Annotated in this window: 21 protein-coding genes; 6 read left to right on the plus strand and 15 right to left on the minus strand. The window is 69.3% G+C overall.

The genetic code is table 11. The features are described 5' to 3' along the window. Positions 1-143 precede the first annotated feature (143 nt). A complete protein-coding gene (locus BG90_RS05715; protein WP_045568085.1) occupies positions 144-1640 on the minus strand; it encodes an ammonium transporter in 1497 nt (498 codons plus the stop codon). A gap of 32 nt (positions 1641-1672) precedes the next feature. After that, positions 1673-2011: a P-II family nitrogen regulator gene (locus BG90_RS05720; RefSeq protein WP_004198020.1), complete on the minus strand. Its 339-nt coding sequence runs from the start codon at positions 2009-2011 to the stop codon at positions 1673-1675. Between the two features lie 368 nt (positions 2012-2379). On the opposite strand from BG90_RS05720, the gene BG90_RS05725 reads away from it, so the two are divergent. Beyond that, positions 2380-2631, plus strand: coding sequence for an accessory factor UbiK family protein (locus tag BG90_RS05725; RefSeq protein WP_010101376.1), 252 nt, complete (start codon positions 2380-2382; stop codon positions 2629-2631). A gap of 141 nt (positions 2632-2772) precedes the next feature. After that, positions 2773-4341 (plus strand): YifB family Mg chelatase-like AAA ATPase, encoded by a 1569-nt coding sequence (locus BG90_RS05730; RefSeq protein ID WP_045568086.1) that lies wholly within the window; start codon positions 2773-2775, stop codon positions 4339-4341. A gap of 386 nt (positions 4342-4727) precedes the next feature. Here BG90_RS05730 and BG90_RS05735 read toward each other — a convergent pair whose 3' ends face one another. Beyond that, complete coding sequence (locus BG90_RS05735) at positions 4728-5171, minus strand: GNAT family N-acetyltransferase (RefSeq protein ID WP_010113709.1); 444 nt, start codon at positions 5169-5171, stop codon at positions 4728-4730. Between the two features lie 410 nt (positions 5172-5581). Between BG90_RS05735 and BG90_RS05740 the strand changes: the two genes are divergently transcribed. After that, entirely contained in the window at positions 5582-6418 is an 837-nt protein-coding gene (locus tag BG90_RS05740) for a thioesterase II family protein (RefSeq protein ID WP_010113708.1), read from the plus strand. Between the two features lie 605 nt (positions 6419-7023). Here BG90_RS05740 and BG90_RS05745 read toward each other — a convergent pair. Continuing rightward, the gene (locus tag BG90_RS05745) at positions 7024-7674 is read right to left on the minus strand and encodes a hypothetical protein (RefSeq protein WP_232288858.1); all 651 of its coding nucleotides are present in this window, start codon (positions 7672-7674) and stop codon (positions 7024-7026) included. A 252-nt stretch (positions 7675-7926) separates the two neighbouring features. Between BG90_RS05745 and BG90_RS05750 the strand changes: the two genes are divergently transcribed. After that, positions 7927-8463: a peroxiredoxin family protein gene (locus BG90_RS05750; RefSeq protein WP_025989627.1), complete on the plus strand. Its 537-nt coding sequence runs from the start codon at positions 7927-7929 to the stop codon at positions 8461-8463. A gap of 75 nt (positions 8464-8538) precedes the next feature. Here the strand turns inward: BG90_RS05750 and BG90_RS05755 are convergent, their stop codons facing one another. The 9 genes from BG90_RS05755 to BG90_RS05795 form a co-directional block, all read right to left on the minus strand. Next, on the minus strand, positions 8539-9894 hold the full coding sequence (locus BG90_RS05755; RefSeq protein WP_010101360.1) for a sigma-54-dependent transcriptional regulator: 1356 nt from the start codon (positions 9892-9894) through the stop codon (positions 8539-8541). A 46-nt stretch (positions 9895-9940) separates the two neighbouring features. Then, positions 9941-11974: a sensor histidine kinase gene (locus BG90_RS05760; RefSeq protein WP_010113706.1), complete on the minus strand. Its 2034-nt coding sequence runs from the start codon at positions 11972-11974 to the stop codon at positions 9941-9943. A gap of 2 nt (positions 11975-11976) precedes the next feature. Continuing rightward, positions 11977-13266, minus strand: a complete 1290-nt coding sequence (locus BG90_RS05765; RefSeq protein WP_038801910.1) for a dicarboxylate/amino acid:cation symporter — start codon at positions 13264-13266, stop codon at positions 11977-11979. A gap of 350 nt (positions 13267-13616) precedes the next feature. Further along, positions 13617-15305, minus strand: a complete 1689-nt coding sequence (locus BG90_RS05770) for a cation acetate symporter (protein ID WP_025989625.1) — start codon at positions 15303-15305, stop codon at positions 13617-13619. An 11-nt stretch (positions 15306-15316) separates the two neighbouring features. After that, entirely contained in the window at positions 15317-15622 is a 306-nt protein-coding gene (locus tag BG90_RS05775) for a DUF485 domain-containing protein (RefSeq protein ID WP_010101353.1), read from the minus strand. A gap of 132 nt (positions 15623-15754) precedes the next feature. Further along, entirely contained in the window at positions 15755-16960 is a 1206-nt protein-coding gene (locus BG90_RS05780; protein WP_010113702.1) for a CaiB/BaiF CoA transferase family protein, read from the minus strand. A 26-nt stretch (positions 16961-16986) separates the two neighbouring features. Then, the gene (locus tag BG90_RS05785) at positions 16987-18117 is read right to left on the minus strand and encodes an acyl-CoA dehydrogenase family protein (RefSeq protein ID WP_010101348.1); all 1131 of its coding nucleotides are present in this window, start codon (positions 18115-18117) and stop codon (positions 16987-16989) included. Between the two features lie 9 nt (positions 18118-18126). Next, complete coding sequence (locus BG90_RS05790) at positions 18127-19338, minus strand: acyl-CoA dehydrogenase family protein (protein ID WP_010113700.1); 1212 nt, start codon at positions 19336-19338, stop codon at positions 18127-18129. Positions 19339-19392: 54 nt separating this feature from the next. Then, the gene (locus BG90_RS05795; protein WP_010113698.1) at positions 19393-21519 is read right to left on the minus strand and encodes a 3-hydroxyacyl-CoA dehydrogenase NAD-binding domain-containing protein; all 2127 of its coding nucleotides are present in this window, start codon (positions 21517-21519) and stop codon (positions 19393-19395) included. A 158-nt stretch (positions 21520-21677) separates the two neighbouring features. On the opposite strand from BG90_RS05795, the gene BG90_RS05800 reads away from it, so the two are divergent. Beyond that, a complete protein-coding gene (locus tag BG90_RS05800) occupies positions 21678-22580 on the plus strand; it encodes a LysR family transcriptional regulator (RefSeq protein WP_010101342.1) in 903 nt (300 codons plus the stop codon). A gap of 103 nt (positions 22581-22683) precedes the next feature. On the opposite strand, the gene BG90_RS05805 is transcribed toward BG90_RS05800, so the two are convergent. Beyond that, entirely contained in the window at positions 22684-23061 is a 378-nt protein-coding gene (locus BG90_RS05805; protein ID WP_010101341.1) for a hypothetical protein, read from the minus strand. A gap of 135 nt (positions 23062-23196) precedes the next feature. Beyond that, positions 23197-23361, minus strand: coding sequence for a hypothetical protein (locus BG90_RS36630; RefSeq protein ID WP_010113696.1), 165 nt, complete (start codon positions 23359-23361; stop codon positions 23197-23199). A 322-nt stretch (positions 23362-23683) separates the two neighbouring features. On the opposite strand from BG90_RS36630, the gene ggt reads away from it, so the two are divergent. Beyond that, complete coding sequence (gene ggt, locus BG90_RS05810; RefSeq protein WP_010113694.1) at positions 23684-25576, plus strand: gamma-glutamyltransferase; 1893 nt, start codon at positions 23684-23686, stop codon at positions 25574-25576. Positions 25577-25795 lie beyond the last annotated feature (219 nt).

Genomic DNA, 25795 nt, shown 5'->3' on the forward strand with positions numbered 1-25795 from the left:
CGCGCGGCGCCGACGCGAAGAAACGACGAATCGAATGACGAAAAAAGACCCGCCTGAAAGGCGGGTCGAAGTCGCTGCGCTCATTCCGGCGGGCGGCGAAGCATGCATGCGCTTCGCCGTCCCGGGATCGGGGATGAATCCGATTATTCGACGTGCTCGCCATGCAGGATCACGTCGAGGCCTTCGCGTTCCTCTTCTTCCGTCACGCGCAGGCCGATCACGAGGTCGATGACCTTCAGCAGCACGAAGCTGACGATGCCGCTGTAGACGAGCGTGATCAGCACGCCCTTCGCTTGCAGCAACAGGCTGCCGTCGGCGCCGCCGATGTCCTTCACCGCGAACACGCCCGTCAGCAGCGCGCCGAGGATACCGCCCACGCCGTGCACGCCGAACGCGTCGAGCGAATCGTCGTAGCCGAGCTTCGACTTGAGCCACGTCGCCGACCAGAAGCAGACGACGCCCGCGGCGATGCCGATCACGAGCGCGCCCGCGACACCGACGAAACCGGCGGCCGGCGTGATCGCGACGAGGCCCGCGACGGCGCCCGACACGATGCCGAGCACCGAAGGCTTGCCCTTCGCGATCCACTCGGCGAACATCCAGCCGAGCGCGGCGCACGCGGTCGCGACTTGCGTCGTCAGCATCGCGAAGCCGGCGCGGCCGTCGGCCGCGACCGCGGAACCCGCGTTGAAGCCGAACCAGCCCACCCACAGCATCGAGCCGCCGATCAGCGTCAGCACGAGGTTGTGCGGCGCCATCGCTTCACGGCCGTAGCCGACGCGCTTGCCGAGCACGAGGCACGACATCAGGCCCGCGATGCCAGCGTTGATGTGCACGACGGTGCCGCCCGCGAAATCGAGCACGCCGTCGGCCGACAGCCAGCCGGTCGGTTCCCACACCATGTGCGCGATCGGCACATAGACGATCAGCGACCAGAGCGTCATGAACACGAGCATCGCCGAGAACTTCATCCGGTCGGCGAACGCGCCGCAGATGAGAGCCGGCGTGATGATCGCGAACGTCATCTGATAGACGAAGTAGACGGTCTCCGGGATCGTCGGCGCGAGGTGGCTGACGGTGAGCGTCGTCGCCTTGTCGCCGTGGATGTAGTTCATCCCGGACAGGAACACGCGCGAGAAGCCGCCGATGAAGCCGCTGCCCGGCGTGAACGCGAGGCTGTAGCCGACCACCGTCCACAGGACCGTGATGAGCGCCGTGATCGCGAAGCTCTGCATCACGGTCGCGAGCACGTTCTTCTTGCGGACCATGCCGCCGTAGAACAGCGCGAGGCCCGGGATCGTCATGAACAGCACGAGGGCGGTCGACGTCAGCATCCACGCGGTGTCGCCCGAGTTGATCTTCGACGAATCGACCGAGAACGGCGCGGTCGGTGCGGCAGGTGCGGCGGCAGCCGAAGCCGGTGCGGCGGCCGATGCGGCCGCGGATGCGTCGGCGGGCGCCGACGCGGCAGGTGCCGAAGCGGCCGGCGCGGACGCGGCGGCGGCGCTAGCCGACGCGTCGGAAGCGGCGGCGGCCGATGCGGCGGCGGGTGCCGACGACGCGTCGTCGGCCATCGCGGCGCCGATGCCGCCCGCAAGCAGCGAGCCGGCCATCAACAGGGACATCATGATTTTGCGCATCTTGGTTTTCCTCTTATCGCTCGTGTCTCTTGTTACAGGGCGTCAGCGCCCGTCTCCCCAGTACGGATCCGAATCACCTGCTCGATCGACGTGACGAAGATCTTGCCGTCGCCGATCTTCCCCGTCCGCGCCGCGCGCTCGATCGCCTCGACGGCCTGGTCGACGAGATCGTCCGACACTGCGGCCTCGATCTTCATCTTAGGAAGGAAATCGACGACATACTCGGCACCCCGGTACAGCTCGGTGTGCCCTTTCTGGCGGCCGAACCCCTTGACCTCCGTCACCGTGATGCCCGAGACGCCGAGCGCCGAGAGCGCCTCGCGCGTCTCATCGAGCTTGAACGGCTTGATGATTGCGGTAATCAGTTTCATGAAGTCCTCTCGCTATGGTGGTTGTCCCATCACTGCTGCAATGTGTAGCGGAACATCTACAGCAACTCGCATGCCATGTCGGCTCATGCAGGTCTCGAAAGGCTTTCAGGCAGATTTCCGCCATGGACACACGCTTGCGCGAAAGCAAGCGCGCCTTGGCCGAACGGCCAACGCGGGCCCGGTTCGCTGGCGCGCTGAAAGGAAGGTTGCTAGAGTGCACGCACGTCCGGCGCACGGCGAACGCGGCTTCTCGCGGTCGAATGCCCGGAAAACGGGCCTGCGAGCGCACCAATTCCGGTCATGCGCAATTCGTGGGCACGACTGCAATGGCAATTGCACAAATTTTGTGCATCTGGAAGGGGAACACCATGAAGCAACCCAGCGACGTTTTCAACGACCTGCAATCGCGCATCGGCGATCTGCTGAAAAACTCGCCGGCCAAGGATGTCGAGCGCAACGTGAAGGCAATGCTCACGCAAGGCTTCTCGAAGCTCGATCTCGTCACCCGCGAGGAATTCGACACGCAGGCGCAAGTGCTCGCACGCACCCGCGCGCGGCTCGAGGAGCTCGAAAAGCGCGTCGCCGAGCTCGAACAGAAACTGGCCGACGTCCAATCGTGACGGTCGCCGCCGCTCGCATTCGCTGAGCGGTTCATCCCAGCAGCTCGCGCCACGCCGGCCAAGCGCGCATCGAAACCATCATCCGGACGCCACGGGCGGCGCAATCCGCGCCGCCCGGTCCGGTCCACGCGGAGTCGAATCATGTCGCTTGCCGTGGTGCGCAGCCGCGCGCCCGCTGCCGGCCGCGCGCCGGAAGTCACCGTCGAAGTCCACCTCGCCAACGGGTTGCCGTCGTTCTCGATCGTCGGCCTGCCCGATCTCGAAGTCCGCGAAAGCCGCGAGCGCGTGCGCGCCGCGCTGCAGAACTGCGGCTTCGAGTTCCCCGTGCGGCGCATCACCGTCAACCTCGCCCCCGCCGACCTGCCGAAGGAGTCCGGACGCTTCGACCTGCCGATCGCGCTCGGCATCCTCGCGGCGAGCGGCCAGCTCCCGGCGGACGCGCTCGACGGCCGCGAGTTCGCGGGCGAGCTGTCGTTGACGGGCGCGCTGCGGCCGATGCGCGGCGCGTTCGCGATGGCGTGCGGCGCCGCGCGCGGGCAGCAGGCGGACGAAACCGGCTCGGCCGAGCCCGCGCCTTTACCCGCCGTCGCGCCCGAGCTCTATCTGCCGCTGCCGAGCGCGGGCGAAGCGGCGCTCGTGCCGGGCGTGACCGTGTACGGCGCGGCCGACCTGCCGGCGTTGTGCGCGCATCTCGCCGACGCGCCGGACGGGCGGCTCGCGCCGGTTGCCGCGCCCCGCCTCGACGATCTGCCCGCCGCGTCCGCGCCCGACCTCGCCGACGTGATCGGCCAGACGGGCGCGAAGCGCGCGCTCGAAGTCGCGGCGGCGGGCGGCCACCACATGCTGATGATCGGGCCGCCGGGCGCGGGCAAGTCGATGCTCGCCGCGCGCCTGCCGGGCCTCTTGCCGCCGCTCACCGACGACGAGGCGCTGACGTCGGCCGCGATCCTGTCGTCGAGCCGCGCGGGCTTCGCGCCCGCTCAATGGCGGCGGCGGCCGTTTCGCGCGCCGCATCACTCGTCGAGTTCGGCCGCGCTCGTCGGCGGCCGCAATCCGCCGCAGCCCGGCGAAATCACGCTCGCGCACTTCGGCGTGCTGTTTCTCGACGAGCTGCCCGAATTCGACCGGCACGTGCTCGAGACGCTGCGCGAGCCGCTCGAAGCGGGCCGCATCACGATCTCGCGCGCCGCGCTGCAAGCCGATTTCCCGGCCGCGTGCCAGTTGATCGCCGCGATGAATCCGTGCCCGTGCGGCTGGCGCGGCGATCCCGGCGGCCGCTGCCGCTGCTCGCCCGACATCGCCGCGCGCTATCTGCGCAAGCTGTCCGGGCCGCTCCTCGACCGGATCGACATCCAGATCGAGATTCCCGCGCTCACGCCCGCCGAGCTGGCCGAGCGGCCGGCGACAGCGGGCGAGTCGAGCGCGGCCGTCGCCGAACGCGTCGCCCGTGCGCGCGAGCGGCAATTCGCACGGCAACGCAAGACGAACCACATGCTGACGGGCCGCGAAACCGACGCATTCTGCCGCCCGGACGGCGCGGGCGAAGCCTTGTTGCGCGAGGCGGGCGAGCGGTTCCGCTGGTCGGCGCGCGCGTACTACCGGGTGCTGAAGGTCGCGCGGACGATCGCGGATCTGGCGGGCGACGACGCGCCGAGCGCGGGGCAGATCGCCGAGGCGATCCGGTATCGGCGGATATTCTCGCCGGCCTGAATGGGAGCCGATCGCATGCCCTTGCGCCTGATCCGGCCGACGAACGGGCAGATGCGAGGCGTCGCGCAACCCGGGGCGGGGCGGCGAGGCGCGAGGCGCTGTGCGAGTCGAATCATCGGCTTGTCGTCGAAGCCGTGCGCCGACGCGCCATCGGCAATGCTCGCCGGCAACCACCGTTCGGGATAAAGACGAAGGCGGCCGACGCAGCCGGCCACCAGCTTGAAAGATGATTCGAGCGAGATGGCAGACAGATCGAAGCGCGCCGCGTATCCCCGATCCCGAACGGCGACACACGCTTGTGCAGCGAGCGCAGCGGCACGGCAGGCGGCGCGATACCGAACGCGCCACACGGGAGCGCCCGACGCTCGCGATACGCGAACGGAGCGTCATCGGCCGCTCGCTTCACGCGATTCCAGCAGCAGATACTCGCCATCGCCGGACACGCCCGAGTCGATCTCGACGAACCGATGCGCGCGGTAGAACGCGAGCGCCCGTTCGTTCAGCGTCAGACACTTGAGCCGATAGCGCGCGGCGGGCCAGCCGGGCAGCGCACGCAGCAACGCGCTGCCGATTCCTTCACGCAGCCGCGATGCTGCGACGTACAGATGATGAATGAAGCGCTCCGGCTCCCACACCGAGATGAAGCCGACGATGCCCGAACCCTCCGCTTCGGCGACGAGCACCGCTTCGCCTCGCGTGTGTTCGTCGAAATCCTCCAGCGCGAAACCATCGGCCGACAGCCAGTCGAACGTGTCGCGGCGCGTTTGCAGAAAGATTCGGCGCAACGCCGGCCGGTCGGCGGCGGCGGCAGTGCGAACGGTGATCGTCATGATCGCTTTACCCGAGCGAGGTGGAGTACGAAGACAACGGGCGGCACGCCGGTCTCGCCGTCGGCGACAGCGACAGCATGATCGACGCCCCCGCGCCCGGCCAAAGGTCGCGGCAAGCCGCGCGGCGAGCACCTGACGCAAGCGCACGAACGCGATCCGATGCCGTTTCACGATCGTTGCCTGCTGCCACGCGATGCCCGGCGTGGAGATGCGGACACGCAACGCGCGACGGTGGACGTCGATGACGCAATGAAACGCCGCAATCGCGAAACGAAGACGGCAGGCAAATCGTAATATAGTAGGGACAATAACGCCGCACGTTTTCAATGGCGTCATCGTCCCGCGCGCCGCACGTTTGCGGCGGCGTCGAACCGCCCAAGATTTGCCTTCCCCGACTGGAGCGATCGCGCATGGCCTTGCTGCCCGGCACCCTCACCATTCCCGACAGGCGCGAACACGCGCGGCACCGGCTGCTGATGTTCCATCACGCGTGCGGCTCGGCAACGAACTACTACAAATGGGCGACCGCGTTTCCCGCGCATATCGAGGCCTGGCTCGTCGAACTGCCGGGCCGCGGCAGGAATCTCAACCGCCCCGCGATCGATACGCTGCCGCAACTGCGCGACTACCTGCGCGAGCTCGCTCCCGAGCTCCCTTCCGACTATGCGATCTTCGGCCACAGCATGGGTGCGCTCGTCGCGTATTGCTTCGCGCACGACATGACGCAGCTCGGGCGTCCGCCGCGCTGGCTCGGCGTGTCGGGCGCCGACTCGCCGTTCGCGGCGTCGCGGCGGCGCGCGTTTCCGGTTCATCAGCGCACCGACGCGGCGATCGTCGATTATCTCGCGTCGCTCGGCGGCACGCCGCCCGAAGTCTTCGCACACGACGAACTGCGGGCGATGCTGTTGACGCTCGCGAAAGCCGACTTCCGGATCGTCGAGGCATTCTTCCCGCTCGCGTCGCCGACGCCGCTGCCCGTGCCCGTCACGGTCTTCGCGGGCCGGCAGGATGCGGTGCTGTCCCCGGAAGGGCTGCGCGACTGGCAGCGCGCCTCGACGCGGCCGATCGAGCTTCGGACGTTCGACGGCGGGCATTTTTACCTGCTCGACGACCCGCCGGCGGTCCATGGCGCCGTGGACGCCGCGCTCGCGCAGCACGAGCGGCCGCGCGGCGGAGACGCCGAACGGCCGCTGGCGAACAGCGTGACGGATAACGGCGTGTTCGATGGAACGTCTTGCGTCGGATAGCCGCACGATTTGGCGCTTGAGCGCACTCGGCGCAGACACCGCTCGTTCGACTATGCCCCGGCGCTTTGCGCTCGTTCGGTCGGCACGAGAGCGCTGCGTCCGCGCGGGCCTTCGGCGTCAATGCGCAAGCGCACGCCGTGGCCGCCAACCCGCCCGCGCGGCAAACGGGCGACTCCCGGAAAACACGCACCGTGGAACCGCCGGCAAACTTCGAAAAAAAACGCGCCACATCGTCCGCGACCAGGCTCCACAGGGCATTCGGGCTTGCCCGTCGTCGCCCGTACGGCAAAAAAATGGCTGTCAAGACTTGACTTATGCACAATGAGGCGAATCCGACCCAACTTTCGCACGTCCCAGCCATTACTTGAAACCTCTTTCGCAATGCATTGATTTTATTGATTTTTTGCAGGTGCAAAGATTCGAGGCAATCTAACTGAAAGGCCCTCTGGCGTGCCTTTGCAGAAGGCCCCGCAAAGTTTTCAACAAAGTTATCCACAGCCTCTGTGGATAGTCGAAAAAATCCCGCAAAATCCGGCGATTAGCGCCCTTTCTTGCGAAGGAACTTTCAGTTTGGAATCGGCTCTTAGGCGTCCCGCATGGCTCGATCAGTCGAGTTTCAACGAGCCGAAAAATTGTTCGAGCGGATCGGCGGCGAGCGGCGCGTCGGAGATCACGATTACCTCGTACACGTGCCGGCCGTGCGCGACGAGCCGCGCGATCACCGTCTTCGACGCGCCCGCGTCGGATGAGACCGATTCCGGCGCCGCACCGAGCGCCCCGCCCGACGCGCCACCAGGCGCGCCGCTCATCCGCAGCTCGACGCCCGCCGTCTGGCCGCCCGCCGCGAGCGGCACGAGCACCGCCTGCTCGGCCGGCTGCGCACGCAGGTTGCGCGCCAAACCGGCGCGCAGGTAGTCGAGCACTGCATGCTGGGTCGCGTCGCGGTCGTCGGGCAGCATGACCGTGCCGACGGCGAACACCGCGCCGCCGACGTGCGCCGCCTGCATCCGCATCTTCATCGATACGCCGCCGATCGCGACCGGGTGCTCTTCGACGGTCGGCTTCGCCGGCAGGTCGATCGTGTAGCCGGCGTCGTTGTGCAGCGTGCGCCAGTCGTAAGCGGGCGAGCAGGCGGCAAGCGACGCGAGCGCGCCGAACACGACGGCCGCGCGGCGCGCACGGGCGGCAAAAGATGCGACGAACGCGCGCAACGGCTCCGACGGATGGAGCGAAGCCGACCGGCCCGATGGACCCATCGGCCCACGTGGACCGACCAGGCCAAGCAGGCCGACCAGACGAAGCAAACGAAGCAGACGCGCGTAGCGAAGACCGGCACGAATCATGAAAGGAACGGGTTGCAATGGACGGTAAACGAAGCCGCATTATCGCCGGTCGGCGCGTCCGCGCGGCGCCGGTGCGCGCGCCCGATTGACGGTACAATGAGCGCCGTTCGCACCGCTTGGGCGCGCCGCCCGCGTGGCGTCGCCCGCATTCCAGAGGTCCAGCAGATGAGTCCCGCTCCCGCCCCCACCGGCCGCCGCGCCGGCCCGTTGCGCTACGTGGCGATCGCCGTCGCCGCCGTCGCGATCGCCTTCGCCGGCTATTTCGCGTTCAACGGCAAGTCGAGCGCGCCCGAAGCGACGTTCACGCTGTTGTCCGGCCAGAAGATCTCGACCGCCGCCGATCTGAAGGGCAAGGTCTACCTCGTCAACTTCTGGGCGACGAGCTGCGCGACCTGCATGCAGGAAATGCCGCAGATGGTCGACACGTACAACCGCTTCAAGGGCCAGGGGCTCGAGTTCGTCGCGGTCGCGATGAACTACGATCCGCCGATGTACGTCGCGAACTACGCGCAGACGCGCCAACTGCCGTTCAAGGTCGCGCTCGACGACGGCAGCGTCGCGAAGCAGTTCGGCAACGTCCAGCTGACGCCGACGACGTTCGTGATCGGCAAGGACGGCAAGATCCTGAAGCGCTACGTCGGCGCGCCGCAGTTCGCGGAGCTCGATCAGCTGCTGCAGAAGGCGCTCGGCACGAGCGCGTAAGCCCTCCGGCCGCGCCGCACGGCGCGCCGCCGCCCTCCGGCTCCGACGGATCGCTCGACACGGGCCGCGCCCGCTTCAGCGGTCCGTTTCTCCTTTCGCCGACAGCCCGTAACGCTTCATCTTCTCGTAGAGCGTCGCCTTGCCGACGTGCAGCTTGTCGGCCGTCGTCGCGACCGCGCCGCCCGTGCGGTTCAGCGTCTCGGCGATCACCGCGCGCTCGAACTGCTCGACGCGCTCCTTGAGCGACTGCTCGGCGTCCTGTTCCGCGTCCGTCCCCGCGTCTCCGACAATGCCTTCCGTCACGCCGAGCACGAAGCGATCGGCCGCGTTGCGCAGCTCGCGCACGTTGCCCGGCCAGTCGCGCTGCATCAGGCTCGCGCGCTGGCGATCGGTGAGAAGCGGCGCGGGGCGCCCGTAGCGAACCGCCGCATCGAGCATGAAGTGCTCGAAGAGCGGCACGATGTCCTCGCGGCGCTCGGCGAGCGGCGGCAGCGCGATCGTTACGACGTTCAGCCGATACAGCAGATCGCGCCGGAACGTCCCGGCCGCGACGTGCTCGCTCATGTCGCCCTTCGCCGCCGCGACCACGCGGCAGTTCACGCGGATCGGCTGGTTCGAGCCGAGCCGTTCGAGCACGCCGTCCTGCAGCACGCGCAGCAGCTTCACCTGCAGTGCGAGCGGCATGCTCTCGATTTCGTCGAGGAACAGCGTGCCGCCCGACGCGTACTCGAGCTTGCCGATGCGACGTTTTGCCGCGCCGGTGAACGCGCCCGGCTCGTAGCCGAACATTTCGGATTCGAACATCGGCTCCGGCAGCGCGCCGCAGTTGACCGCGATGAACGGCTTGTCGCGGCGCGGCGACAGTTCGTGCAGACTGCGTGCGATCAGCTCCTTGCCCGCGCCGGTGTCGCCGTTGATGAGGACCGACGCGTCGGTCGGCGCGACGTTCGCGATCAGCCGCCGGACCTGCTCGATCGCGGGACTTCGGCCGATGATCCGCGGCGCGACGACGCCCTGCCCCGCGAGCTCGCGCCGCAGCGCGTGGTTCTCGAGCACGAGCGCGCGCCGCTCGAGCGCGCGCCGCACCGTCTCGGTCAGGCGCTCGGCCGCGAACGGCTTCTCGATGAAGTCGTATGCGCCGTCGCGCATCGCCTGCACGGCCATCGAGATGTCGCCGTGCCCGGTGACGAGCACGACGGGCACGTCGGGCGTGCGTTCGCGGCACTGCGCGAGCAGGTCGAGCCCGCTCGCGCCGGGCAGGCGGATGTCCGACACGATCACGCCGGCCGCATCGCCGACGATCGCCTTCTCGGCCGCCTCGACCGAACCGAACCCGACGACGTCGAAGCCCGCGAGCTGCAGGCTCTGCACGCTCGCGCGGCGCACGAGCTCGTCGTCTTCGATGTAGATCACTTGCAGGCGGTTCGCCATCTTCTGTCACCCAATGATGCTGTGCGGGCCGAGCGCGGACGCGCGTTCAGCTCGCGGCGGAAGTGTCCGGATGATGCGTGCGCGCGCGGCGCAGCGTCAAGACGAACTCCGCGCCGCCCGCCGGCGCGTTGCGCGCGGTGAGCGAGCCGCCCGCGTCGCGCGCGATCGACGACGAGATCGCGAGGCCGAGCCCGAGCCCGCGCCCCATTTCCTTCGTCGTGAAGAACGGCTCGAACAGCCGTGCGAGCGATTCCGGCGCAATCCCCGGGCCATTGTCGCGCACGACGATCGACAGCGTCGCGGCCGTCGCGCCGATGGTCACGTCGATGCGCGGCGCGGCGACCGCCGCGACCGCGTCGAGCGCGTTGCCGAGCAGGTTGATGAGCACCTGCTCGAGCCGCAGATCCTCGCAGCGCGCGACGAGCGGCGGATAGTCGAGCGACGGATCGAAGCGCACGGTTTCGACGGAATCGCGCGTCTCGTCGCGCAGCACGAGCCCGAGCTCGACGCCCTTCATGCGCTCCTTCAGCAGCGCGAGCACGTTGCGCAGCGCGCGCGCGACATGCGCCTGCTCGTTGCGCGGCTTCGCGCGCCCGACGAACAGCTTCAACTGATTGGTGATCTTGCCCATCCGCTCGGTGAGCGCCGCGATCGCCTCGAGATTCTCGCGCGCGGCCGCCTGATCGCCGCGGTCGAGCAGCACGCGCGTGTTGTCGGAGAAGCTGCGCAGCGCGGCGAGCGGCTGGTTCAGCTCGTGCGTGATGCCGGCCGCCATCTGGCCGAGCGCGGCGAGCTTGCTCGCCTGGACGAGCTCGTCGTGCGCGGCGCGCAGTTCCTGCTCCGCGCGAAACCGCTCGCCGACTTCCTTCTTGAGCCGCGCATTCGCCTGCGACAGATCGGCCGTGCGCTCCTCGACGCGCCGGTTCAATTCCGCATACGCGCTTTGCAGCAGCACGCGGCTGCGGAGCATCTCCTTCACGCGCGCGCGCCGCGTGCGCCAGTAGAAGCCGAGCAGGCTGAGCGACACGAAGCCGAACGCGGTGACGATCGTCGCGTTGCGCGCGTCGGCGTCGACGGGCTCGATCCGCGCGAGCGTGACGAGCTGCCAGTCGGGCTCGCCGAGCAGGCGGCGCGTCGCGAGATAGCGCGGCGCGCGCCGCCCCGCGCCCATCCGGACGATCTGCGCGTCCGAGCCGAGCACGCGCTCGACGCGCAGCGGAAGCGGCGTCACCGGATATTGCGCGTATTGACGCGTCTCGTGGATCGACGTCGCGATCGGCCCCGGCAGCGGCCTGAGCGTGTGGTACTTCCATTCGGGCACCGACGACAGGAAGATGACGCCGTGATCGTCGGCGACGACGAGCGGCTCCGACGCGTCCGCGCCCTGGAACCATTCGAGATTGAGCTTCACGACCGCGACGCCGATGATCTTGCCGTCGCGCCGCACGGGCTGCGAGATGTAGTAGCCGGGATCGCGCGAGATCGTGCCGATCCCGAAGAAACGGCCGGTGCCGCCCTTCACCGCGTCGATGAAGTACGGGCGGAACCGGTAGCCGATGCCGGTGAAGCTGTCCGGGCCGCGCCAGTTGCTGGCCGCGACGCACAGCCCGTCCGCCGTGATCACGTAGGTCGCCGTCGCGTGCGCGTGGCGGTTCATGTCCTCGAGATACAGATTCGCGCGATTCACGTAGCGGCGATCGCCGGGCGCGGCGAGGACGTTCTGCACGAACGGGTGGCCGCCCAGCAGGTACGGCAGCGATTCGTAGCGGTCGAGCGTGCTTTTCAGCGCGTTGGCGGTGCGGTCGACGCGCGCCGCCGCGCTGTTCCGCAGATCGGCGACGCCGCGCTGCCACGTGATGGTCCACGTGAGCGCGCAGGCCACCGCGAGCATCGCGGCGAGCGCGAGAAGGACGAGCAGGCGGCGCTTCACGGTGACGGCTTCCGGACTATCAGGATCGTCTATTGTGGCATAGCCCCCGCTCGGAAAGACCGCGGGGCCGAACGGCGCGCGCCTCGACGCGCCCGGTTCGGCCCCGCCCGGCGCGGGCGCCGCTGCGCGCCCCGCCGTGCTTCCGCCCATCGTCAGACCCGTGCGGCTTCACCCGCTGCGACTTCGCCGCCGCCCGTGAGCGCGGCGCGCAGCTTCTTGCGATCGAGCTCCTTCTCCCACGCGGAGACGACGACCGTCGCGACGCCGTTGCCGACGATGTTGGTCAGCGCGCGGCATTCGCTCATGAAGCGGTCGATGCCGAGGATCAGCACCATGCCGGACAGCGGAATGGTCGGCACGACGGCGAGCGTCGCGGCGAGCGTGATGAAGCCCGCGCCCGTCACGCCGCTCGCGCCCTTCGACGTCAGCATCGCGACCGCGAGCAGCGTGAGCTGCTGCATCCACGTGAGCTCGATGTTGGTCGCCTGCGCGATGAACAGCACGGCCATCGTCATGTAGATGTTGGTGCCGTCCAGGTTGAACGAATAGCCGGTCGGCACGACGAGGCCGACGACCGAGCGCGAGCAGCCGGCCTTCTCGAGCTTTTCCATCAACTGCGGCAGCGCCGCCTCCGACGAGCTCGTGCCGAGCACGATCAGGAGCTCTTCCTTGATGTAGCCGACGAAGCGGATGATGCTGAAGCCCGTGAAGCGCGCGATCGCGCCGAGCACGACGAGCACGAACACGATCGACGTCAGGTAGAACGTGCCGATCAGCTTGAGCAGCGGCACGAGCGAGCCGACGCCGTACTTGCCGATCGTGAACGCCATCGCGCCGAACGCGCCGATCGGCGCGAGCTTCGTGACGATGTGCACGATGCCGAACAGCACGCGCGTGATGCCGTCGATGAAGTCCGTGACGACCTTGCCGCGATCGCCGAGATGCGCGAGCACGCTGCCGAACAGCAGCGCGATCAGCAGGATCTGCAGGATCTCGCCCTGCGCGAACGCGTCGATCATCGTGTTCGGGATGATGTGCATCAGGAAGTCGACGGTCGACTGGCCGTGCGCCTTCGCCGCGTACGACGCGATTTCCTTGCCGCTGAGCGTCGCCGGATCGATGTTGAAGCCGACGCCCGGACGCAGGATGTGCGTCGCCGCGAGACCGAGCACGAGCGCGAACGTCGACACGATCTCGAAATAAAGGAGCGCCTTGCCGCCGACGCGTCCCACCTTCTTCATGTCCTGCATGCCGGCGATGCCCGTCACGACGGTACAGAAGATGATCGGGCCGATCACCATCTTGATCAGCTTGATGAAGCCGTCGCCGAGCGGTTTCATGTCGACGGCGAGCGACGGGTAGTAGTGACCGAGGATCACGCCGACGACGATGGCGAAGATCACCTGCACGTAGAGCACTTTATAGAACGGTTTCTTCACGATGGTTCCAGAGAAGAGAGAAGGTGAGTCGAAGCAGGCCGGCGTCACGCGCGCGGACGAAAGCCAGGGGGAGCCTCGCCCGCGCGGCTGCCGTGCCGCAACAAGCGATGGCCTCAGTGGATCCGAGGGAGGTGGATTGCGTGGGTCATCGAATGTCTCCTTGCTGTAGTAGTGAGGCCGAGGCGGCCTTGGGCGTTTACTTCGCAAGGTCGATGCCAGCTGCTCGATCAGGCTCAGCCTGTTGATTTCTCTGGATTTTCCTAATCGAGACGGGCGCGCGCATTCCGGTTTTCCGGAAAACCGGAATGCGGCCGTCCGGATCGCCGGACGGATCACGCCTTTCGTCAGACGTTTCAGTGCGTCACGGCCTGCGCGGCGAGCACGCCCGTCTGCGCGTAGAACTCCTGCCGCGCGAACGCGTCGCGCTCCCGCCGCGCGCGCTCGCTGCGGTCGGCGAGCGATCCGAACACGATCCCCGCGAACGCGAGCGGCACCGACACGAGCGCCGGGTTGTCGAGGAACACCGGCGCGTGCGCGTGGCGCAGCACGTCGACCCACACCGATTTCGACAGCAGCGTGAGCACGACCGCCGACACGAGGCCGAGACCGCCGCCCAGCACCGCGCCGCGCGTCGTCATCCCGCGCCAGAAGATCGACGTCGCGAGCACCGGGAAATTCGCGCTCGCCGCGACCGCCGCGACGAGCCCGACCATGAACGCGACGTTCACGTGCTCGAACAGGACCGACAGGCCGATCGCGACCGCGGACAGCGCGAGCGTCGCCGCGCGCGAAATGCGCATCTCGCGCCGCTCGTCGGGCTTGCCGCGCGCCCACATCTGCGCGTAGAGGTCGTGCGAGATCGTCGTCGCGCCGGCGAGCGTCAGGCCCGCGACGACAGCGAGGATCGTCGCGAACGTGACGGCCGCGATGAAGCCGTAGAACCAGTTGCCGCCGACCGCCTGCGCGAGCTTCACCGCGACCATGTTCGAGCCGCCGAGCAGGTCGTGCGTCAGGTTGAACGCGCCGTCGGCGCCGTGCCGGAAGAACTCCGGATGCTGCGCGAGCAGCACGATCGCCGAGAAGCCGATCACGAACGTGAGCAGATAGAAGTAGCCGATGAAGCCCGTCGCGTAGAGCACTGACTTGCGCGCCTCCTTCGCGTTCGGCACCGTGAAGAAGCGCATCAGGATGTGCGGAAAGCCCGCGGTGCCGAACATCAGCGCGATGCCGAGCGACAGCGCGTTCGCCGGATCGCGGATCAGCTTGCCCGGCCCCATGATGCCGAGCGCGCCCGGATGGACGGCCACGGCGCGGCGGAACATCTCGTCGACGTTGAAGCCGAACTCGCCGAGCGCGAGCAACGCGAGCAGCGTCGCGCCGAGGAGCAGCAGCACCGCCTTGATCACCTGCACCCAGGTCGTCGCGGTCATGCCGCCGAAGAACACGTAGACGACCATCAGCGCGCCGACGATCAGCTCCGCGGCGCCGTACGACAGACCGAACAGCAGCTGGATCAGCTTGCCCGCGCCGACCATCTGCACGACCAGATACAGCACGACGATCGTCAGCGCGTTCGCCGACGTGAGCAGCCGGATCGGCCGCTGCGCGAAGCGGTATGCGACGACGTCGACGAACGTGAACTTGCCGAGATTGCGCAGCGGCTCGGCGATCAGGAACATCACGAACGGCCAGCCGACGAGAAAGCCGATCGAGTAGATGAGCCCGTCGAAGCCGAACATGAACACCATCCCGGACAGCCCGAGGAACGACGCGGCCGACATGTAGTCGCCCGCGATCGCGAGACCGTTCTGCAGGCCGGTGATGCCGCCGCCCGCCGTGTAGAAGTCGCGCGCCGAGCGGGTGCGGCGCGCGGCCCAGCGCGTGAGCGCGAGCGTCGCGAACACGAACGCGAAGAACATGCCGATCGCGACGGGGTTCAGCGCGACCTTGTCGGGCATCGGCGCGGCGGATGCGCCCATCGCGTGCACGGCGGCGGGAAAGAGCGCGGAAAACGTGGAAAGCGCGAACGATTTGCGCAGCATCGCGGCCTCCTTCACGAGCGGTCGAGGAGCGCGTCGACCGAGCGGTCGAACGAGCGGTTCGCGCGCAGCACGTACCAGCCCGTCAGCCCGATCGCGACGAAAATGATCGCGATGCCGACGACGATGCCGACGCTGATCGTCGCGCCCGCGTAAAGCGGCGCGGCGAGCGTATGCGGCGCGAGCGCGACGAGCAGGATGAAGCCGTAGTACGTCGCGATCATCAGCGCCGTCAGCGTGAAGCTGAAGCGGCGCCGCGCACGCACGAGCTGCTGATAGTCGCGGCAAGCCGTGACCGTTTCGATGACGGAAGTCTCCATGACGTCTCCTCCTCGATCGACGAGGTTGTTGTGTAATCGTTGCTGCCGGCGCGATGCGGCGATGCGGCGCGGCTCGCCGGCCGACGTCGCGCTTCGCCCGCTTCCCGTTGCCGCGCCGCGCGGGCGCCGCGTTCAGACGACGCGGTCGGCCCGCAATTGCGCGATCTCGCGCTCGGACATCCCGAGCCAGTCGCCAAGCACGTTCGCGGTATCCGCGCCGAGCACGGGCGGCGCACTGCGCACGGGCAGGCGCTCGCCGTCGAAGCGGTACGGCGGCGCGAGCACGTCGACCTCGCCCACGACCGGATGCGGCTGCCGCGTGACGAGCCCGGCCGCCTGCGCGCGCTCGGACATGAGCGCCTCGCGCAGACCGAGCACTTCGCCGCACGGAATGCCCGCTTCCGCGAGCGCCGCGAGCAGCGCCGCGCGCGTCCGCGCGCCGAGCTCGCGGCGAATCTCCGGCAGCAGCTCCGCGCGATTCGCGGCGCGCGCGATGTTCGTCGCGAAGCGCGCGTCGGCCGCGAGCGCCGGCCGGCCGATCACGTCGCAAAAGCGCGTGAACTGCTGGTTGTTGCCGACCGTGATCACGACCGGGCCGTCCGCCGCGTCGAACACGCCGTACGGGACGATCGACGGATGCGCGTTGCCGTAGCGCGGCGGGTCTTCGCCCATCAGCAGCGCCTCGAGCCCGTAGTACGACGTGACCATCAGCCCGCAATCGAAGAGCGCCATCTCGATGCGCCGCCCGCGGCCCGTCGCTTGCCGCTCGTAGAGCGCGGCGAGGATCGCCTGCGCCGAATACATGCCGGTGAAGAGATCCGCCACCGCGACGCCGAACTTGAGCGGGGGCTGCCCGGCGTCGCCGTTCAGCGCCATCAGGCCGGCCTCGCCCTGCACGACGAGGTCGTAGCCCGGCCGGCCCGCTTCGTGCCCCGAACGGTCGTAGCCGGAAATCGCGCAATGGACGAGCCGCGGATTCAGCGCGGCGAGCGCGTCGTAGCCGAGGCCGAGCTTCTCCGCGCCGCCCGCCTTGAAGTTGTGCACCACGACGTCCGCCTGCGCGGCGAGCGCGCACGCGACGCGCCGCCCCGCCTGCGTCTGCAGATCGACGCAGATCGAGCGCTTGCTGCGGTTCACGCTGTTGAAGTAGGTCGTCTCGGTGTCGCCGACGCGCAGGCCCCAGTCGCGCGTGTCGTCGCCGCGCTGCGGATGCTCGACCTTGATCACCTCCGCGCCGAGATCCGCGAGCACCATCGCGCACCACGGTCCCGCGAGCACCCGCGAGAAATCGAGCACCTTGACGCCTGCGAGCGGCTGCGCGCCTCGTTCGTTGCGCATCTTCGTCTCCTCCGTTCGTTCGCGGTCTATGGCTTCGACAGCGCGATGTAGCGCGCGAGATGATGATCTTCGTCGCCGAGCTGGTGATCGATCATCACGAGCCGCTTCGCATAGTGCGACAGCGGCAGCTCCCACGTCATGCCGATCCCGCCGTGCAACTGGATGCTCTCTTCGGCGACCAGCGCGCCGATCCGGCCGACGCTGTACTTCGCGGCGGCAAGCGCCCGCTCGCGCGCGACGCGCGGCGCGTCGAGCTGCGCGGCGGCGTTGATCACGGCCGAGCGCGCCTGCTCGATTTCGAGCAACACGTCCGCCATCCGGTGCTGCAGCGCCTGGAAGCTGCCGATCGGCACGCCGAACTGCTTGCGCGTGCGCAGGTAGTCGAGCGTGTGCGCCTTCGCGACGTCCATCGCGCCGAGCGCTTCCGCCGCGAGCGCGAGCAGGCCGAAGCCGATCGCACGCTCGATCGCGCCGGCCGCGTCGCCCGGCGCGCCGAGCCGTGCGGCGTCGGTGAGCGTCACGCGCTCGAAGCGCACGTCGGCCGCACGGCCGCCGTCGATCTTCCGATAGCCGCGCGCCGACACGCCCGGCGCCGACCTCGGCACGACGAAGAGCGACAGGCCCGCCGCGTCGTCGTCGCCGCCCGCGGTGCGTGCGCTGACGACATAGAACGTCGCGTGCTCGCCGCAGTCGACGACGGCCTTCGTCCCGTCGAGCACCCAGTGATCGCCTTCGCGCATCGCGCACGTGCGCACCGTGTGCAGTTCATAGTGCGTGTCGGGCTCCGCGTGCGCGAACGCGCCGATCGCGCGGCCCTCGATCAGCTCCGCGAGCAGCGCGCGATGCGCGTCGCCGCCCGCGTCGGCGAGCGCGCGCCCGGCCATCAGCGCGCCCGCGAACGGCTCGACGACGAGCCCGCGCCCGAGGCATTCGAACACGAGCGCGATGTCGAAGCCCGCGCCGCCGAAGCCGCCGCAGTCCTCGGGAAAGAGCGCGCCGATCGCGCCGAGCCCGGCGAAGCGCCGCCACATGTCGTCGCTGTAGCCGGCGTCCGACAGCGCGATTCGGTCGCGCACGGCGAACGGATATTGCTCGGCGATGAAGCGGTTCAGGCTGTCCGCCAGCATCCGGCGGTCTTCGGTATGTCGAAAGTCCATGCGCGTTCCCTACAACCCGAGGATCATCTTCGAGATGATGCTCTTCTGGATTTCGTTCGAGCCGCCGAAGATCGACAGCTTGCGATTGTTGAAGTACTGCGTCGCCGCGCTCGCCGCTTCGGGCAGGCCGCCGAGCGGCTCGCCGTCATCGCCGGCGTCGAGCGCTTCGTCGGCGAACGGCTGCGCATACGGCCCCATCGCGCGCCGCATCAGCGACGAAATCTCCTGGCGGATCTGCGTGCCGCGTATCTTCAGCATCGAGCTCTCGGCGCCCGGCGCGCCGCCGCCCGCGACGGCCGCGAGCACGCGCAGGTTCGTCGTCTTCATGTTGTCGAGCTCGATCTCGACGCGCGCGAGCCGTGCGGCGAAGAGCGGATCGTCGGCGAGCGGCCGGCCGTTCTTCCTCACCTTCGCCGCGACCGCGCGCAGCTTCTCGAGCGCCGCGACCGAGAAGCCGACGCCCGCGATGTTCGTGCGCTCGTACGTGAGCAGGTATTTCGCGTAGGTCCAGCCGCGGTTCTCTTCGCCGACCCGGTTCTCGACGGGCACGCGCACGTCGGTGAAGAAGACCTCGTTCACTTCATGCTCGCCGTCTAGCGTGACGATCGGGCGGACTTCGACGCCGGGCGAATTCATGTCGACGAGCAGGAAGCTGATCCCTTCCTGCTTGCGCACGTCGGTCGCGGTGCGCACGAGACAGAAGATCATGTTCGCGTAGTGGCCGAGCGTCGTCCACGTCTTCTGGCCGTTGACGACGTAGTGATCGCCCTGCGCGTCGACACCCCGCACCGCGCTCGTTTTCACCGACGCGAGATCGGAGCCCGCGCCCGGCTCCGAGTAGCCCTGGCACCACCAGTCGGTGCCGTCGAGGATGCGCGGCAGCCAGCGGCGCTTCTGCGCTTCGCTGCCGTACTTGATCAGCACCGGGCCGAGCATGTTCACGCCGAACGGCACGATGCGCGGCGCGCCCGCGAGCGCGCACTCGTTGTCGAACAGGAACTTCTGCGCGACGCTCCAGCCGGGGCCGCCCCACTCGCGCGGCCAGTGGCTCGCGAGCCAGCCCTGTTCGTCGAGGATCGCGTGCCATTCGCGCATGTCGTCGCGCGTGAGCCGCAAGCCGCCCTTCACCTTGCGCGAGATGCGCGGCGGCAGCCTGTCGGCGAGAAAGCGCTGCACTTGCGCGCGGAACGCTTCCTCTTCTGCGGTGAAATTCAGATCCATGTGGCGTTGTTCTCGAATGCTGGAAGGGCGACGGACGGTCGATCGAACGCGGCGTCAGTCGATGCGGTTCAGGCTCGCGAAGGTTGCGCCGCGCGCGACGAGATCGACGAGAAGCGGCGACGGCTTCCAGAAGACCGGGTCCTCGTTCGCGAACGCGCGGATGTCGGCGAGCACGTTCGCGAGGCCGACCGTATCCGCGTAGTGCATCGGGCCGCCGCGATAGCGCGGGAAGCCGTAGCCGTGCAGGAACACCGCGTCGACGTCGAGCGGGCGCAGCGCGATCTTCTCGTGCACGACGTTCGCGCCTTCGTTGATCATCGCGGCGAGATAGCGGCGGATGATTTCCTCGTCCGTGAACGCGCGCGGCGTCACGCCGCGCTTCGCGCGCTCGTCGTCGATGATCGCCTCGACTTCCGGATCCGGCGTGCCGACGCGCGCGCCGTCCGGATACAGGTAGTAGCCGCGGCCCGTCTTCTGGCCGAACCAGCCGCGCTCGCACAGGCGGTCCGGGATCTCGACGTAGCGCAGCCGCGGATCGCGCGTCGGCGCGCGACGCTTGCGGGTCGCCCAGCCGATGTCGCCGCCCGCGAGGTCGACGACCTGGTACGGCCCCATCGGGAAGCCGAATTCGCGCACCGCGCGGTCGATCTGATACGGCGACGCGCCGTCTTCCATCATGTAGTCGGCGGCCGTCCGATAGACGGCGAGCACGCGGTTGCCGATGAAGCCGTCGCATACGCCCGCGCGCACCGGGATCTTCTTCAGCTTCTTCGCGAGCTCGAACGCGGTCGCGACGACGTCCGCGCTCACCTGCGCCGGCACGACCACTTCGAGCAGCTTCATGATGTTCGCGGGCGAGAAGAAATGCAGGCCGATCACGTCGGATGCGCGCTCGACGCTCGCGGCGATTTCGTCGATGTCGAGATACGACGTGTTCGTCGCGAGCACGGCGCCCGGCTTGCAGACGCGCGCGAGCTCCGCGAACACGGCCTTCTTCACCGCCATGTCCTCGAACACCGCTTCGATCACGACGTCGGCCTGCGCGAGCGCATCGTATGACGTGCCGCCCTTGAAGCGCGCAAGGCGCGCGGCCTGCGCGGCGGGCGTCATCCGGCCCTTCGCGACGAGGCCCGCGTAGACCTTTTCGACGTGCGCGCGGCCGCGCTCGAGCGATGCGTCGTCGCGCTCGATCATCGTCACCGGGAGGCCGGCGTCGAGCGCGGCGACCGCGATGCCCGCGCCCATCGTGCCGCCGCCGACGACGCCGATCCGCTCGACCGGGCGCGGCGCGCCGCGGCGCGTCTCCGGCGACTTCGCCGCCTCGCGCTCCGCGAAGAACGCGTGAACGAGCCCCGCGCGCTGCGGGCTGTCGAGACATTCGAGAAACAGCCTGCGCTCGGCGCGCAAGCCCTCGTCGAACGGTTGCGCGAGCGCGGCGGCGACCGCGTCGACGATCTTCGCCGGCGAGAACAGCCCGCGCGACTTCTTCGCGACGTCGGCGCGCGCGGCGTCGAGCGCCGCTTCGGCCGCCGCGCGATCGGCAAGCCCTTGCGCGTCGCGCGTGCGGCGCACGGGCGCGCCAGCCGCAAGCAGTTCCTGGGCGTACGCGAGCCCTTCGGCGAGCGTGTCGTCGCTGTGCGCGAGCCGATCGATCAGGCCGAGCGTCAGCGCCTCCTCGGCCGACGCGTGCCGGCCGCTCAGCATCAGGTCGAGCGCGGCCTTCGCGCCGATCAGGCGCGGCGTGCGCTGCGTGCCGCCCGCGCCCGGCAGCAGGCCGAGCCGCACTTCCGGCAGGCCGAGCTTCGCGCCCGGCACGGCGATCCGGTAGTGCGCGGCGAGCGCGATCTCGAGGCCGCCGCCGAGCGTCGCGCCGTGCAGCGCGACGACGACGGGCTTGCCGCTCGTCTCGATCCGGTTGCAGACATCGGGCAAGAGCGGCGGCACGGGCGGCTTGCCGAATTCGCGGATGTCCGCGCCGGCGATGAAGTTGCGCCCGGCGCCGACGATCAGCACGGCGGCGACCGCGGCGTCGGCGTCGGCCGCGTCGAGCGCGTCGACGAGACCGCGCCGCACGGCGGCGGACAGCGCGTTGACGGGCGGATGGTCGATCGTGACGACGAGCACCTTGTCGCGCCGCTCGCGCGTGACGCAGCCGGTTTCGTGGGATGCCTGCTGATTCATGTCTCTCGCTCCGTACGGAATGCGCGCCTTCGCTTTGCCTGGCGAGGCGCGGGGTTTGCCTCGATTCTCGATTGATCTAGATTGATTGACAATTCCAGCTTTCTTTAACAACCTATCAAGTCACATTTGACAAATACTTTGGACATGCGGGCACGGCGATGGATCTGAATGCGCTCACGCTGCTCGTCGACATCCTCGACGCAGGCAATCTCAGCAAGGCGGCGCAGCGGCTCAAGATGAGCCGCGCGAACGTCAGCTACCGGCTCAACCAGTTGGAGAAATCGATCGGGCTGCAACTCGTGCGGCGCACGACGCGGCGCATCGAGCCGACCGAGATCGGGCTGCGGCTCTACGAGCACGGCCGGCGGATCCAGAACGAACTGTTCGCCGCGCGCGAGGCGGTGACGACGCTCGGCCAGGACCTGCAGGGCCGCGTGCGGCTGTCGGTGCCGAGCGGCTACGGGCAGCTCGTGATGTCGAACTGGCTGATCGCGTTCAAGCGGCTCTATCCGGGCATCGTGCTCGACGTCGTGTTCGAGAACCGCGTCGAGGATCTGATGCGCGACGAAGTCGACATCGCGGTGCGCGTGATGTCCGAGCCGCCGCAGAACCTCGTCGCGCGCGACATGGGCGCGGTGCGCTACGTCGCGTGCGCGTCGCCCGGCTTCGCCGCGACGCACGGGATGCCGACCGAGCTCGATCAGCTGTTCGACGCGCCCGTGATCACGGCGACGGTCGTCGGCCGGCAGTTGCGCGTCGCCGCGTATCTCGGCGACGAACGGCACGAGGTGCTGCTCGAGCCGACGCTCATCTCCGAGAACTTCCTGTTCCTGCGCCAGTCGATCCTCGCCGGGCTCGGCGTCGGCATCGTGCCGGACTACGTCGTGCACGACGACGTGCGGCGCGGCGCCGTCGTCACGACGCTCGACGCGTACCGGCTCAGCATCTTCGGCACGCACATGTACATGCTGTACATGCCGAACCGGCACCACACGCGCGCGACGTCGACGTTCATCGAATTCGTGCTCGAGGAGGCGAGGAACGCCGGACGCGGCGGGTGACGCGAGCGCGCGCCGATTTCCGGTGCGGCGTCGGGACGCGGTACGGCCGCTCGGCGAGCGGGCAGGCGCGCGACGCCGGCGAGCGCCGATGAATGCGCGCGCGTCAGCGTCGCGTGCTCGCGCGCCGGCGCAGCAGATGCGCGAGCAGCGCGATCGCCCAAGCCATCAGCAAAAGGCCGCCGATGGGCAGCGAGCCGAGCATCAGCCAGCCGAGCACGCCCATCGCGTAGAGCGTCTCGCCGAAATCGATGCCGCCGATCAGGCAAGGATGGACCGAGGCTTCGTTCAGCGCGCAGCCGGCCGCGTCGGCAACGATCCCCGCCGCCGCAACCGACAGGATGGGGAACAGCGCGATCACGAGGATCGCGGCGAGCGCGAATCCGTATGCGCGGATCAGCGCGCGCCGGTCGGCCGGCGGCGGTCGGCCGGCCGCGGTCGTGCGCCGCGCCCGCCGGCTTCGCTCGTCAGAAGGTTCTTGCATTCGATTGCCCGGATGTCCGTCTGTGCAAGGGTCGCGGCTCGATGCAGCGCGTGGGCGGGCGAACCGGAAGGCATGGTCCGCCGCGCGCCGCCGCGGCTGCAACGCACGTTCACCCGTCGCGGCCACGACCGCGCTTCACGGATAGTAATGGCCGGCATCGAGCTTGGCCACCTCGCCGGAAACGAAGAACGCCGGCGAGCGTTCGCGACCCTGCGCGCGCCGGCTGAAACCGATTCGGGCTTCCGTCGCCGCCGCCCCGGGCGCGACGATGCCGATCGAGACCGCACGGGCGTGCAGCAACCCGCGCCCGCTTCATCGACCGTGACAGCATGCGCGGCACGGTAGCCATATACGCGAGGACGGCGCGATGCTGGAGCCTGCCCCGGTCCGCGCGTCGCGCGCGGTCGCGGGCTCGCCTCCGCTCGCCCGCGTCGGGCGCCGCGATCCTGCTGCCCGCGCCGAACCGGGACGGCGAGCGGCGGGCGCTCCGGCCCGCGACGCTAAGGGTTTATTGTCGGATGACAAGCGGCTTCCGACGCGGCGACAATACCCCGCCCGCGCGGCGCCGCACGGGCGTTCGCATTTGCCGTTGCCGCCGTCTTTTCTTCGCATCGAGGCTTTCATGATCGACCGGATTCGTCCGCACTCGCCCCACGGGTGGGCAGGCGCGATCGCCGCCGCCCTCTTCGCCGTCGCCGCCGCCGGATGCGCGAACGCGCCCGGCTCGGACGCGCGGAACGCCGCCGCATCGGCCACGCCGGCGTCGGCAGCCGCGAAGGCTTCCGCAACGTCGGCCGCGGAATCGCCGGTCGCGCCCGCCGAGCTGTCGAGCTGGGTCGACAAGCCGGGCTGGACCGCGCAGCGCGACATGATCGCGGCCGCGCATCCGCTCGCCGCGCAGGCGGGCCAGGAGATGCTGAAGGCGGGCGGCACGGCCGTCGATGCGGCGATCGCCGCGCAGATGGTGCTGATGCTCGTCGAGCCGCAGGCGTCGGGCATCGGCGGCGGCGCGTTCCTGCTGCACGCGGACGGCAAGACGGTCGAGGCGTACGACGGCCGCGAAACCGCGCCCGCCGCCGCCACCGACCGCCTGTTCCACGGCGCCGACGGCAAGCCGCTGCCGCCTTCGGCGCTCGGGGCGCGCGCGGTCGGCGTGCCGGGCGTGCTGCGGATGCTCGAGCTCGCGCATCGCGCGCACGGCAAGCTGCCGTGGCGGCGTCTGTTCCAGCCCGCGATCCGGCTCGCCGAGCAAGGCTTCCCGCTCGGCCCGCGACTCGCGGCGATGATCGCGAACGATCCGTCGCTGGCAAGCGATCCGGCCGCGCGCGCGTACTTCTACGACAGGAACGGCGCGCCTAAGCCGGCCGGCACGACGCTGAAGAACCCGCAGCTGGCGGCGACGCTCAGGCTCGTCGCCGCGCACGGCGCGAACGCGTTCTATACCGGCGCGATCGCGCGCGACATCGTCGCGAAAGTCCGCCAGGCGCCGAATCCGGGCGTGCTGAGCGTGCAGGATCTCGCGCAATACCGCGCGAAGGTGCGCGAGCCGCTGTGCGCCGACTATCGCAAATGGACCGTGTGCGGGATGCCGCCGCCGTCGGCGGGCGGGCTCGTCGTCGCGCAGATGCTCGGCCTGCTCGAAGCGCAGCCGGACTGGCGGCAGATCGGCGCACAAAAGCCGGTGCGCAATGCGACGGGCCTCGAGCCGACGCCGTTCGCCGCGCATCTGTTCAGCGAGGCGGGCCGCCTCGCGTACGCGGACCGCGCGCAGTACGTCGCCGATCCCGATTTCGTCGCGCCGCCGGGCGGCAGCTGGAAGCGCCTCGTCGAGCGGCGCTACGTCGCCGAACGCGCGCGCCTGATCGGCGATGCGAGCGCGGGCGAAGCGAGCGCCGGCTCGCCGTCCGGCCTGCCGCCCGCGTCCGCCGCCGATCGCGGCGCGGAGCCGCCGTCGGGATCGCAGATCACCGTCGTCGATCGCTACGGCAATGCGGTGTCGATGACGTCGACGCTCGACGAGCGCTTCGGCTCGCGGCTGATGGTGCGCGGCTTCCTGCTCAACAGCCAGCTGCTCGATTTCTCGCCCGCGTCGGCCGAGCACGGCAAGCCGGTCGCGAACCGCGTGCAGCCGGGCAAGCGCGCGCGCTCGACGCTCGCGCCCGCGCTCGTGTTCGAGAAGGGCTCGTCGCGGCTGATGATGGCGCTCGGCTCGGCGGGCGGCGCGTCGGTTGCGAACTATGTCGCGAAGACGCTCGTCGGCATGACCGATTGGGGCATGACGATCCAGCAGGCGATCGCGCTGCCGAACTTCGGCTCGCGCAACGGGCCGACCGAGCTCGAGAAGGGACGCGTGTCCGATGCGCTCGCCGATGCGCTGAAGGAGCGCGGACACGACGTGCGTGTCGTCGAGCTGGGGTCGAGCCTGCAAGGGATTCAGCGGATCAACGTCGAGGGGCGGCCGGTTTGGTTCGGCGGATCGGATCCGCGGCGCGACGGCGTCGTGGCGGGAGATTGATGGACGCTTGGCCGACGCACGCTTTGGGGCGGCCGTAGACGGGATGCGCGCGGGATGCGCCAAGTGCGCGGGCGTGAGTGCGGACGCGGGCTGCGTTGCGCGCCGGTCGCGCCGCGCGTCCGACTCGTCGTAGCGGCGGGCGCGCGTTTGGCCGATCGCAGGGAAATCGTCAGCGATCGCAGCCGTCCGCCGGTTCTTTCATCGGCTGACCGATCGCAT

Origin of the sequence: Burkholderia oklahomensis C6786 (assembly GCF_000959365.1) — a bacterium.
Lineage (GTDB): Bacteria > Pseudomonadota > Gammaproteobacteria > Burkholderiales > Burkholderiaceae > Burkholderia > Burkholderia oklahomensis.